The sequence below is a fragment of the Rhodopseudomonas sp. WA056 genome (genome assembly GCF_010906995.1).
GTDB lineage: Bacteria > Pseudomonadota > Alphaproteobacteria > Rhizobiales > Xanthobacteraceae > Rhodopseudomonas > Rhodopseudomonas palustris_G.
Genome location: NZ_QPFS01000146.1, coordinates 1 through 10,771, shown reverse-complemented (window position 1 = coordinate 10,771; position 10,771 = coordinate 1). Strand labels below are relative to the sequence as shown.

11 protein-coding genes and 1 pseudogene are annotated in these 10,771 nt (G+C 67.7%); 4 read left to right on the top strand and 8 right to left on the bottom strand.

From position 1 onward, the window contains the following. A pseudogene (locus DU475_RS21045) lies at positions 1-1,788 on the top strand (CHASE2 domain-containing protein); the annotation flags it as partial. Here DU475_RS21045 and DU475_RS21040 read toward each other — a convergent pair. Together DU475_RS21040 and DU475_RS21035 are read right to left on the bottom strand one after the other, a co-directional pair. Next, positions 1,773-3,194: a sensor histidine kinase gene (locus DU475_RS21040; RefSeq protein ID WP_013502917.1), complete on the bottom strand. Its 1,422-nt coding sequence runs from the start codon at positions 3,192-3,194 to the stop codon at positions 1,773-1,775. The pseudogene DU475_RS21045 and the gene DU475_RS21040 overlap by 16 nt on opposite strands. Before the next feature lie 299 nt (positions 3,195-3,493). Beyond that, entirely contained in the window at positions 3,494-4,090 is a 597-nt protein-coding gene (locus DU475_RS21035) for a hypothetical protein (RefSeq protein WP_041807918.1), read from the bottom strand. A gap of 220 nt (positions 4,091-4,310) precedes the next feature. On the opposite strand from DU475_RS21035, the gene DU475_RS21030 reads away from it, so the two are divergent. From DU475_RS21030 to DU475_RS21020, 3 genes are all read left to right on the top strand, one after another. Beyond that, positions 4,311-4,997 (top strand): TetR/AcrR family transcriptional regulator, encoded by a 687-nt coding sequence (locus tag DU475_RS21030; RefSeq protein WP_047309377.1) that lies wholly within the window; start codon positions 4,311-4,313, stop codon positions 4,995-4,997. 428 nt (positions 4,998-5,425) lie between these two features. After that, on the top strand, positions 5,426-6,070 hold the full coding sequence (locus DU475_RS21025; protein WP_246700376.1) for a PepSY domain-containing protein: 645 nt from the start codon (positions 5,426-5,428) through the stop codon (positions 6,068-6,070). Positions 6,071-6,101: 31 nt separating this feature from the next. Then, the gene (locus tag DU475_RS21020; RefSeq protein ID WP_349644218.1) at positions 6,102-6,524 is read left to right on the top strand and encodes a hypothetical protein; all 423 of its coding nucleotides are present in this window, start codon (positions 6,102-6,104) and stop codon (positions 6,522-6,524) included. Here the strand turns inward: DU475_RS21020 and DU475_RS21015 are convergent. The 6 genes from DU475_RS21015 to DU475_RS20990 form a co-directional block, all read right to left on the bottom strand. Beyond that, positions 6,518-8,647 carry a heavy metal translocating P-type ATPase gene (locus DU475_RS21015; RefSeq protein ID WP_013502912.1) on the bottom strand — a complete coding sequence of 710 codons (2,130 nt, stop codon included), beginning with the start codon at positions 8,645-8,647 and terminating at the stop codon, positions 6,518-6,520. The genes DU475_RS21020 and DU475_RS21015 overlap by 7 nt on opposite strands. Next, the gene (locus DU475_RS21010; RefSeq protein ID WP_013502911.1) at positions 8,644-8,979 is read right to left on the bottom strand and encodes a hypothetical protein; all 336 of its coding nucleotides are present in this window, start codon (positions 8,977-8,979) and stop codon (positions 8,644-8,646) included. Before DU475_RS21010 ends, DU475_RS21015 begins: the two co-directional genes overlap by 4 nt. Further along, positions 8,972-9,313, bottom strand: coding sequence for a hypothetical protein (locus DU475_RS21005; RefSeq protein WP_013502910.1), 342 nt, complete (start codon positions 9,311-9,313; stop codon positions 8,972-8,974). Before DU475_RS21005 ends, DU475_RS21010 begins: the two co-directional genes overlap by 8 nt. Next, complete coding sequence (locus DU475_RS21000; RefSeq protein ID WP_349644217.1) at positions 9,300-9,584, bottom strand: hypothetical protein; 285 nt, start codon at positions 9,582-9,584, stop codon at positions 9,300-9,302. The genes DU475_RS21005 and DU475_RS21000 overlap by 14 nt, the downstream gene beginning before the upstream one ends. A 61-nt stretch (positions 9,585-9,645) precedes the next feature. After that, positions 9,646-9,930, bottom strand: a complete 285-nt coding sequence (locus DU475_RS20995) for an HMA2 domain-containing protein (RefSeq protein WP_235677232.1) — start codon at positions 9,928-9,930, stop codon at positions 9,646-9,648. 49 nt (positions 9,931-9,979) lie between these two features. Continuing rightward, positions 9,980-10,498 carry a hypothetical protein gene (locus tag DU475_RS20990; RefSeq protein WP_041807363.1) on the bottom strand — a complete coding sequence of 173 codons (519 nt, stop codon included), beginning with the start codon at positions 10,496-10,498 and terminating at the stop codon, positions 9,980-9,982. Between the last annotated feature and the right edge of the window lie 273 nt (positions 10,499-10,771).

Here is a 10,771-nt window from a genome sequence, read left to right as displayed (position 1 = left end):
GCCGCGGCGATGCGGCAGACCCCGACGGTGCTCGGCTTCGCCGCGACCCGGCGCGACAACGATACGCGTCCGTAGGTGAAGACCGGGCTGGCGTTCGTCGGCGTCACCCCGGCCAACGTGCTGCCGCCGTTTCGCGGCGCGGTTTCCAACCTGCCGCTGCTCGACGAGGCCGCCGCCGGCGTCGGCGCGATCAACCTGTCGGCGCGCGATCGCGGCGGCGTGGTGCGACGGCTGCCGATGCTGATGTCGGACGGGGCGCGGGTCTATCCGAGCCTCGCGGCCGAAGCGCTGCGGGTGGCGCAGGGACAGAAGGGCGTCATCGTCCGCGGCACCGGCGCCTCCGGCGACGACGCCACCGGACACGATGCGCTGGTCGACATGCGGGTCGGCCAGTTCAAGCTGCCGCTGACCGACGACGGCGAGGCATGGCTGTATGTCGATCGCGATCACCCGGACCGCTACGTCTCCGCCAAGGACGTGCTCGATCCGGCGCAGACCGAGCGGATGCGGGACCGGCTCGAAGGCACCATCGTGCTGGTCGGCACCACCGCGTCCGGGCTGAGCGACGCCCGTGCCACGCCGATCGGGCAGGTGATGCCCGGCGTGGCGATCCAGGCGCAGATGATCGAGCAGATCGTCGCGCAGGATTTTCTGGAGCGGCCGGACTGGGCGAGCGGGTTCGAGATCGTGATGACGCTGCTGCTCGGCTCGCTGGTGGCGGCGCTGGTGCTGCTCGCCGGTGCGCGGTTCTCGCTGATCGCCTGCGCGGTGGTGTTCGTCGGTGCGATCGGCGGCTCGTGGATCGCGTTCTCGCAGTTCCGGTTGCTGATCGATCCGGTGTATCCGTCGCTGGCGACGCTGTTGACCTACATCGCGGTCGAGCGCGTGCTGCACACCGCCTCCGATCGCGAGAAGAGGTTCGTGCGCCAGGCGTTCGGCCAGTATCTCGCCCCCGATCTGCTCGCCCGGCTCGAACGGATGCCGGACGGCCTGCGGCTCGGCGGCGAGCAGCGCGAACTCAGCGTGATGTTCATGGACGTGCGCGGCTTCACGCCGATTTCGGAAGCGCTGAGCGCCACCGAGCTGGTCGATTTCGTCAACACGCTGCTGTCGCCGCTGTCGGATGCGATCCAGGACGAGCTCGGCACCATCGACAAGTACATCGGCGACTCGATCATGGCGTTCTGGAACGCGCCGGTCGACGTACCCGATCACGCCGCGCGGGCCTGCCGCGCCGCGCTGAAGATGCGCGCCGTGGTCGAACGGCTCAACGACGCCGACGCGTTCGGCTTCGCCGCGCGCGGCGTCGCCGATCCGGTGGTGCGGATCGGCGTCGGACTCAACACCGGCGTCGCCTGCGTCGGCAACATGGGCTCTGCGAGGCGGTTCAACTACTCGGCGATGGGCGACGTGGTGAACGTCGCGGCCCGGATCGAGAGCGCGTCCAAGGAGTTCGGCACGGATCTGCTGGTCTCGGAGGAGGTCGCCCGCGCCGCGCCGGCGCTGGCGTTGCTGGAGGCCGGTGAGATCAGGCTGAAGGGCAAGTCGCGGCCGACCCGGCTGTATGCGCTGGTCGGCGACGAAGCGTTTGCTGCGTCCGAGCGGTTTGCCGAGCTGCAACGGCTGCACCGCGGCCTCTTCGAAGCGCTCGCCGCCGGCGACCAGGACCGGGCTGCGGCGATGCTGGCGGCCTGCCGCGCGGCGGCGCCGCAGGCGGTCGCCGGCCTATACGACAGCTTCGCGCGGCGCGCCGAACTGCGCGCGGCCGGTGCTTATTCCGCCGCGTAGGGGCTGAACGAGAGCTGCTGGCGGATCAGATCGGCGCTGGGCAGTGTGAAGCGGAACAACGTGCCGCCGCCCGGCGCCGGCTCGGCCTTGATCGAGCCGCCATGGGCCTGAATGATGGTCTGTGAGATCGACAGGCCGACGCCCATGCCATCGGCCTTGGTGGTCGCGAATGGCTGGAAGATCCGCTCCGCGATCAGCGAGTCGAGGCCCGGGCCGGTGTCGGCGACCACCACCTCGACCATATCGTCCTCGACCAGCCGGCTGCCGATCGTCAGCCGGCGGTCGCGCTGCTCGCGCATCGCCTCGAACGCGTTGCGGATCAGGTTGAGAAACACCTGCTGCACCTGAACTTTGTCGACCAGCACGCGGTCGAACGCCGGATCGAGCGTCAGCGCGACATCGACCGGGTGGTCGCGGGTCAGCACCGAGGCCAGCGCGAGGGCGTCTTCAGCGATCACCCGCAGGCTCTCGACGGTCTTGTCGGTCTCGCCGCGGCCGACGAACTCGCGCAGCCGCTGGATCACCGCGCCGGCGCGCAGCGTCTGCTGCGCGGCTTTGTCGAGCGCGGTGCTGATCTTGCCCTTGTCGGGATGGCTGCTGGCCTCGATCAGGCGGCGCGAGCCCTGCACGTAGTTGGTGACGGCCGCGAGCGGCTGGTTGAGTTCGTGCGCCAGCGCGCTCGACATCTCGCCCATGGTGCTGAGCCGGGCGACCCGCAGCAGCTCCGCCTGCAGCGCCTGCAGCCGCTGGTCGGCCTCCTGCTGCCGCGCCACCGCGCGCTGATGTTCGAGCAGGAACGCAGCGATCGCGGCGCTGCCGACGGCGAGGATCAACAGACAGGCGGTGATCAGCGCCGCCGCGAGGCTTTCGCGGTCGTGTCGCGACAGCCGCTGAATCAGCAGCGCCTGCTCGGTACGCGTCAACACCGACAGGCTGGTTTCGATCCGATCGGTCAGCCGGTCGACGCGAGCCTGCTCCAGGATGTCGAGTGCCTCGCGCATCCGGTCGGGGCCCAGTTCGACGACGCGCCCGAGCTGGGCCATGCGCATGTCGGTGAGCAGTCGCAATTCATCGATGTGCGCGATCTGCTCGGGATTGTCGGCGAGCACTGCGCGCAGGCCGTCGAGCCGCGAGGCGAGCGCATCACGGGCGCGGGCGTAGCTGTCGCGATAGGTCTCGACGCCGGTGAGCAGAAAGCCGCGCTCGCTGGTTTCGGCTTCGAGCACCGCCTGCTGGATCGCGGAGATCGAGAGCAGGGCCTTGTTGGTCTGCTGCACCCACGCGAAGCTGTCGCGCAGTCGCACCAGATTGAGCACCAGCGCGCCGGCGATGACGATGAACAGCAACAACGTCGCGCCCAGCAGCCACGGCGCCAGAACTGCTCTTGATAACGATTTTTGAGTCATCGGCACTCACGCAATCACGACCGGGATACCCTAGAGCAAATCCGTTGCGGATTGAATCGCATCGAACATCCAGATTGGGTCTAGAGAGCGGTATTATGCGCGATTTCGTGACCTATGGCCGATGTATTAGACGAAAGGTGAGTTTAGCCGGTCGGCCGGATCGATCAGCGGAGCGTCGATCTGCGACGCTCTGGGTTACTTCAGCGGCTGCTGCCTGCGGACGCTAACGGTTCTCATCTGGTCTGCGGCGCGGCGGCTCGCCGGACGAGCCGGGCGGGGCGAGCGCGGACGGCGACCGATCACAGCGCGCTCAAGATCTCGGCGATGTTGTCCCAAGTCTCGTCGTGAAGCTGGCGGGTCCGCTCGAAATTCGCCTTGATCGACTTCAACGCTTTGTCGCTGGTGGTGGAAAAGGTGCCGAGCCTGACCTGCTCGGAGGCGATCCGTCCGACGGTGACGTCGAGGTCGCGCTTGGCCTGGTCGATCGCCGCCCGCGATTCCTGACGCAGCCGCTCCAGAGCGGTGTGGACGGCAGCCTTTCGCTGCTCCGAGCGGTCGTCGGCTGCGGCATCGTCCGTGCCGCGATGGGCGCCGACGCGCGCGAACAGGAACGACCTGATTTCGTCGTCCGCTTTGGCCCATTCGTCGGATAGCCTGGCCAGGGTGACCTCGGCGATCTGCGGCGGAATCGAATGGCGTGACGACAGCGCATCGAGGCGTTCGGCGAACACCGTTCGGATCGACAGCAGTTCCGCGACCGCACGGTGCGCGTCCTGGCGGCCATCGCCGTCGAGATGTGCCGCCCAGCGACCGAGCGAGGAGGCGAGCAGATCGATTTCGTCGCGCTTGCGCCGGATCCAGACCACTTCGTCGCGTTCGCCGGCGTTCACAGACATCTTCAGACCTTCGACCTTCATCGCGAGGACGGACCGATCGCGCGCCTGCAGCCGCGATCCCTACGCCGTCCCCGATCACATGCCCCAAATAGAACGATAACGTTTTGTTTTATCGGAGTCGATAGGGTGTTCCCGGACAAAGTACCGATGGTCGTGTGGCCATGGGGCGGGAGCTCGTTATAATGCGTCCAACTCGTGACGACAGGAGGCAACGCGAACCATGTTGAAGCCCGCAGCGCAGAACACCGCTGCGAAGCAGCGCATCGCCAAATCGCGCGGCGGTCGCCCGACCCGGACCGCCGCCCTTCAGCGCGATCTTCGGCTGCTCGATGTCGCCACCCGGCTGTTCATGGAGCGCGGTTTCGACGCGACCACGATCGATGCGGTGGCTGAGGAGGCGCGTGTTTCCAAGTTGACCGTGTACTCGCGCTACACCGACAAGCGCGGCCTGTTCGAGGCGGCGCTGCGGCGCGAGATCGAGCGCTGGATGGCGCCGCTGTCGCGCGGTGTTGAAGAGCGCCGCAACAATCCGGCGAACGGCTCGCTCGAAAGCTGGTTCGTCGGCATCGGCCGTCAGGTTCAGGAGATCGGAACCACGCCGGAAGTGACGGCGATCATGCGGACTCTGTCGTTTCAGGCGGCGAATTTTCCGGAGTTGGCGCGGCTCGCGCACGAAGAAGGGTGGGGGCGCGCGGTGGCGACGCTGGCGCGGCTGTTCGACCATCTCAGCGAGCAGGGGCTGGTTCGCGTGCCCGACAGCATGGTGGCGGCCGAGACCTTCCTCAACATCGTGGTCGGTCCGCTGACCCGGCTGACGATGTTCGGAATCCCGATCGACGAGAAGAACCGCGAACGTCAGCTCCGCCTCGCCGTCAAACTGTTCCTCACCGGCATCCGGCCCAATTGAGGCGGATCGCGCGCGCCGGCCGCGCGAGGCTTGACCCGCGCTGAAGGACGAGCCTCGGCCGATGCGTCGAGGTCGCTCACGCCGGCGAAACGCCGTTTTCCACCGCAGGATCGGCTGCCGACGGCCCGGTATCCTTCTCGGAGATCCGCATCGGTTCAATGGTTTGGTGGAGGCCATGACGCCCGAGCCGGCATCCCGACGCCCAACGCCGGATCCGGCATTTGACAAAACGAAACGAACTGGTACCGTATCGTTGTGGCGCCCAAGCGCCTCGTGGCTACATGCGGCCGTGCTCCCGCCGCCGTGTTGTGGCTGCGCGCGACCGATCGCCTGCCGCCCCAAGTGATCGGTCGCGCCTCTTCTGTTTCGCGCCGGCGGGCGCCCTGCGGCCACGGGCCGGAGCCGAACCGATGCGAACTGCATTCAGAATGTCCGCCGTCGCCGTTGCGCTGCTGATGGTGCAGCCGTCGTTTGCGGCGCACGACACGGCGCCCAACGCGCCTTCCACCGGACAGGAAGCCGGAGAGGCGCCGTCTGCGGAACCGGATCCGGGGCAGAAGCTCGATCTGGTGCGCTCGGCGCCGGTGTCGCTGGGGCGAGCTCTCGCGATCGCCGAGACATCTCACCCGGGGACCAAGAGCTTGCGGATCGAGACCGACCTCGCGGCGCAGGGGCTGATCTATCGCGTCCGTACCGGCCGTGACGGGCAGGTGTGGGAGAGCGTCGTCTCTGCCGAGTCGGGCACGATCGTCAGCGACCGGTCGGTGCCAATTCGGGTGGATGCGGACGACGACGAACGGTTCGAGCTCGTGGCGCTACAGTCGGTCGGGCCGGGAATGTCCGACGCGGTGATGGTCGCCGAACGCTCGACCCGCGGCCGCGCCGTGCTCGGCGAATTGCAGGTGGAGAAGGGACGGCTGAAGTTCGTCGTAGTGGTGCTCGCCGGCGACGATCTGAAGGAGGTCGTGCTCGAGCCGCCGGGAGCGCGGCTGCGCAATCCGCCATCGCCTCGTCCCGGCGCGATGCCGAATCCGGATCGGCGGATCGCGCCGGGGAGCAAGCAACGGTCATGACCGGCGCGCCGATCTCGGCTCCGCGATCGGCGTGCTGGCGACGCTGACCACCGCATGGCTGACGCAGAGCCATCAGGAACAGACCGCCCGCATCGCCCAGGAGAACACCCGCCGCGAGCGGATCTTCGGCGAGTTCATCGATCAGGCGTCGAAGCTCTATGTCGATGCGCTGATGAACTCGCTCGACGACCCGAACAAGATGATTGGCATCTACGCGGTGATCGGCAAGCTGCGGCTGTTCGCGGCGCCGGAGACGATCCTGGAAGCCGAACGGATGATGGAAGCGATCATCGCGGCGTACTATCGCCCGTCGATCAATCTGCACGATAAACCGGTGCTCGCGCAGGAAGAATACGATCTGCTGCGGCCGTTCGCGGAAGCCGCCCGACGAGAGCTGTTTCTTGCGTCGTCGGCGCAGCGCCACCCCGGCCGGGTTGGGCGCGCCCTTCACTGATCCAGAGCGCCCCGGCGATCGGGGCGGCGAGACCGATCGGCCGCCTGCGGGCCCGGCGCGGTCTTACGGAGCGCGTTGAGCAGAATGCCGATCGTCGTGCCGTTATGCAGGACCGCGGTGGCGATCGGTGCCAGCACGCCCATCGCGGCGAGCCCCAGGATCGCGGTGTTGAGGCCGACCGTGAGTTTGTAGTTGCTGGCGATCCGCGCCATCGCGCTGTTGGCAAGCTCCTTGGCATCGGCGACGCGGTCGACGCCGTCCTCGAGCAGGGCGATGTCCGCGGTGAGACGCGCGATGTCGGCGCCCTTGTGCATGGCGATGCCGACATGGGCGCCTGCCAGCGCCGGCGCGTCGTTGATGCCGTCGCCGACGAAGGCGATCTTGGCGCCCTTGGCGTTGAGGTCGGCGATGATCGCGGCCTTGTCGGTCGGCAACAGCTCGGCATGGTAGCCGTCGAGCCCCAGCTCCTCCGCCATTTCGGCCGCGCGGTCGCGGTGGTCTCCGGTCAGCAGCAGAATGCGTTTGGCGCCGGCGCGGCGCAGGCGCGCGATGGTGGCGGCGCTGGTGGGGCGCACGGTGTCCTTCAGGCCGATGACGCCGAGCAGGCGGCCGCCGAAGCCGATGAACAGCAGCGTCTTGCCTTCGCGATACAGACGGTCGAGCGGCTCGCGATAGGGCGAGATGTCGATGCCTTCGTGCTCTTCGACGAAATGCCGCGACCCGACGACGATGCGTTCGCCGTTGATGACGCTGGCGACGCCGTGGGCGACGATGAACTCCACCTCGGCATGGTCGAAATGGTGGCCGTGCCTGGCCTTGGCGGCGTTCACGACCGCGAGCGCCAGGGGATGGAAGTAATGTTCTTCCACCGAGGCCGCCAGACAGATCAGGTCGTCGGCGCTGTAGGCGGAGTCGAAGGTGATCGAATCGGTGACCTGCAAGGAGCCGGTGGTCAGCGTTCCGGTCTTGTCGAAGATGAACGTGTCCGCCTGGGCGAGGCGTTCCAGCGCGCTCGCCCCCTTGACCAGGATGCCGAGCCGGCCGGCATGATACATCGCGGATTTGAAGGCGACCGGCGTCGCCAGCTTCAGCGCGCAGGAATAGTCCGCCTGTAGAACGGAGGCGGCCGACCGCCAATTGCCGGTCAGCAGGACGGAGAAGCCGGCGAGCTTCAGCACGGTGGGGACCAGACGATCGGCGAGGCGGGCGGCCTCGATCTGCGCTTCGCTCTTGGCGGTCAGGGATTGCTCGACATAGTCGGCGATGCGCGCCGCCGCGGTCCGGCGACCGACCTGCTCGGCATAGATCGTCAGACGGCCGTCTTCCAGCATGGTACCGGACAGAACCTTGCTGCCGCGTGTCTTGACGACCGGCGCGCTCTCTCCGGTCATCGCCGCTTCGTTGACGGTGGCTTCACCGGACAGCACGGTGCCGTCGACAGGAACCACCGCCCCGGCACCGACCACCACGGCGTCGCCGGCCGTCACCTCGTCGGCGGGAATCTGCACTTCGACGTTGTCTCGCAGAACCCAGACGCCGTCGCTGGTCGGGCGCAGCAGATGTTTCAGCAGATCGTCGGAGCGGCGGGCGATCGAGTCTTCGATCGCCTCGCCGAGCGCCAGGATGAACGTCGTGGTGTTGGCGGCGACGAAATCGGAGCGCGCCAGCGAGATCGACACCGCCATCGCCTCCAGCACATGGCTGGTGACGCCGTTGCTGCGAAGGTCGGCCGCCGCATGGCGCAGCAGCGGCAGTGCGGCCGTGAGGCTGACGGGCAGACGCGCCTGCATCGGCAGTGCATTGGTCCCGAGCAGCACCGCCAGCGTTGCGGCGACGTCCGACCGGCTGTCGTCGGTCCGGGATTTCGTGATCGCTTCCGACGCGCCGAGGCTCGCGATCGTCGCGACGATACTGTCGGCATCGGTGCGCGCCGGATCGAAGCACACGATCAGCGACGCGGCACGCGGATTGACGCGCGCCGACGTCACGCCGTCGATCAGCCTTGCGACCTCAGCGAGCTGTGCCGGGTCGGAGGTTTCGGAGCGGCGGCGGTAGCGCAGACGGATGCGGTCCGGCAGGCGGTGAACCACCTCGACTCCGGACAGCCACCGGGTATCGGTCATACGGTGCCGCTCTGCTCGGCCTCGACTTCCGCACTGAGGTCGGCGAACTGCTCCTTCAGCTCGGCGACGCCGCCCATCATGCTCGCGTAAGCTTTGATCGCGCCCTTGAACAGCTTGCCGCGCAGCTCCTCGTCGGAGAGCACATAGGCGGCGAGGCCGCCGATCAGCAGGCCGAGCAGGAGTTGCTCGTTACGGCCTTTGGGCAGCAGCCCGCCGAGATTGCCGAGCATTCCCTGCTGGCGGTTTCCGGCCAGACTGAGCTGTCCCGCGAGCAGTTGCTCGATCTCGCGACGCTTCAGGCCCTTGCCGCGCTTTCCCTTCTTCTTAGCCAACTCGAATCTCCTCAGCAGGTTCTGTCGCAACCGTCATTTCGGTCGCCAGTAAGGTCTCCAGGGCCAGAGCGCCGATCGCGCCGCCGGCGAGCGCGGCGAGCGCGCCGAAGTAGTCCTGTCTGCGCATGCTCTCTGCAACGGCAGCACCGGCCGCCAGCGCCACGCCGCCCTGCAACGACTGCCGTAACAGCTTGCGGCTGTGAGGCTTGCCCGACATGCGGCCGTCCTGGATGGCGGCGAGCAGACCCGCGGCGACCATGCCGCGGGTGAAGTTGGTGGCGATCTCCGCAGGAGCGAACGGCGCTTCGCGCGCTTTCGCTTTACGCTTTTTCATTCGTGGCGGTCTCGTCCGGGGGCTGGGGAGATGCCGTCGCGGTCGCCGCCGGTGCAGCGTCGGCAGCGGCCGGGCCGGCTTCCTGGGCTGCGGACTCGCCGGACAGCTTCGTGCGGAGCGCGGCGCTGGATTTTTCGACCGCGCTGAGGCCCGAGACGGTCGCCTCGCGCAACTCTTCGCCGGCCTTGTCCAGACCGCTGCGCGCCTTTTGGGCGAACGACTTCACGGCTTCGGGCGCCTTGGCCTGCTTGAGCAGTTGCACGCCGATCACGCCGACTAAAACACCGGTCGCAAATCTCAGAAGTGGCAGCATGACGAAGTCCTTCCAATTATCAGGCGGCCAACAGGCCGAGCAGGCGGCTCCGCAGCATCTCGCCGTCCGGAGTAGCTTCGCCGGATACGAGGGCACTCCAGGCCGAAGGCGAAATTCCGTTCGGGTCGTATTCGACCACACAGGATCGCGCGAGCGGGTTCAGGCTGATCGATCGGATGCCGTCCATCTTCGACAGCGCCTTGCCGAAACGCTTGGCTTCGTCCGCCATGGCGATCATCTCGCCGTCGAAAGGGACGTTCAGTTTCAGGCGGATGCGACCGGGCAGGTGGTGCGCGATCTGCAAATGTCGCGTGAAGCGCAGGAGACCGGCGGAAGGATCGGACACGGATGGCCTAACGGAATGTGCGGCGCCAATGCACCGCGAGGTGGGTGAGCGTCATCGCGATGGCGACGACGCCCATCTGGGCATGGAGTTTGCGGCTGACGCCGAGCGCCGCCACGGTCCCGGCCATGCCGGCGAGCGCACCGACCTTGGCGATCCGATTGATCGACGAACGGGTCTGCGCCCGCCGCCGCAATCGATCGAGCGGGTCGCTTTCGGGGCCGGCTTGCTCTGAATCGGCGCCGTGCGGGTCGAGCGGTTCGGCTTCCGGCGTCGCGGCCCACACCGCGTCGACTTCGCTGCGGATGCGCGCCTCCATTGCGGTGTCGGCCGGATCGTAGCGCAGCAGAAACGAGCCGACGGAGGGATCGGCGTCCACCGCGACGAGCACGCGCAATCTGCCGTCGAGCGCGGCGTGACGCGCGCGGTCACGGAGCAGCGGGTGCCGCAGCCGGATCCGCCCGGGCAGAACCGAGACGAAAGCGGCGGCAGCCTGATTGTTCGGATGGGTCATGGCCGGACCTGCCATCGGCGGCACCCGCCGTGCACGCAATCGGCGGTGCAGGCGCCATTGCGGGCGGTCACGGATTGATAGCTGGCGGTCAAAGCGACTCCTTCACGTCGCGCGGGCCGAACGTCCCGCCCTCCCGTTGCGCTGCCGACGCGTCGTCGGGCGCGGTCGAAAGGGTGGTATTTGCGTAGTTAGTGTGTTGCACGCAATCATCAGCTTGGATCGGTGCGACCGGAGTCGGCCTTGATGCACGTCAAATAGGAGGTGCTGGCTTCCGGCGCGGGGTGGGGG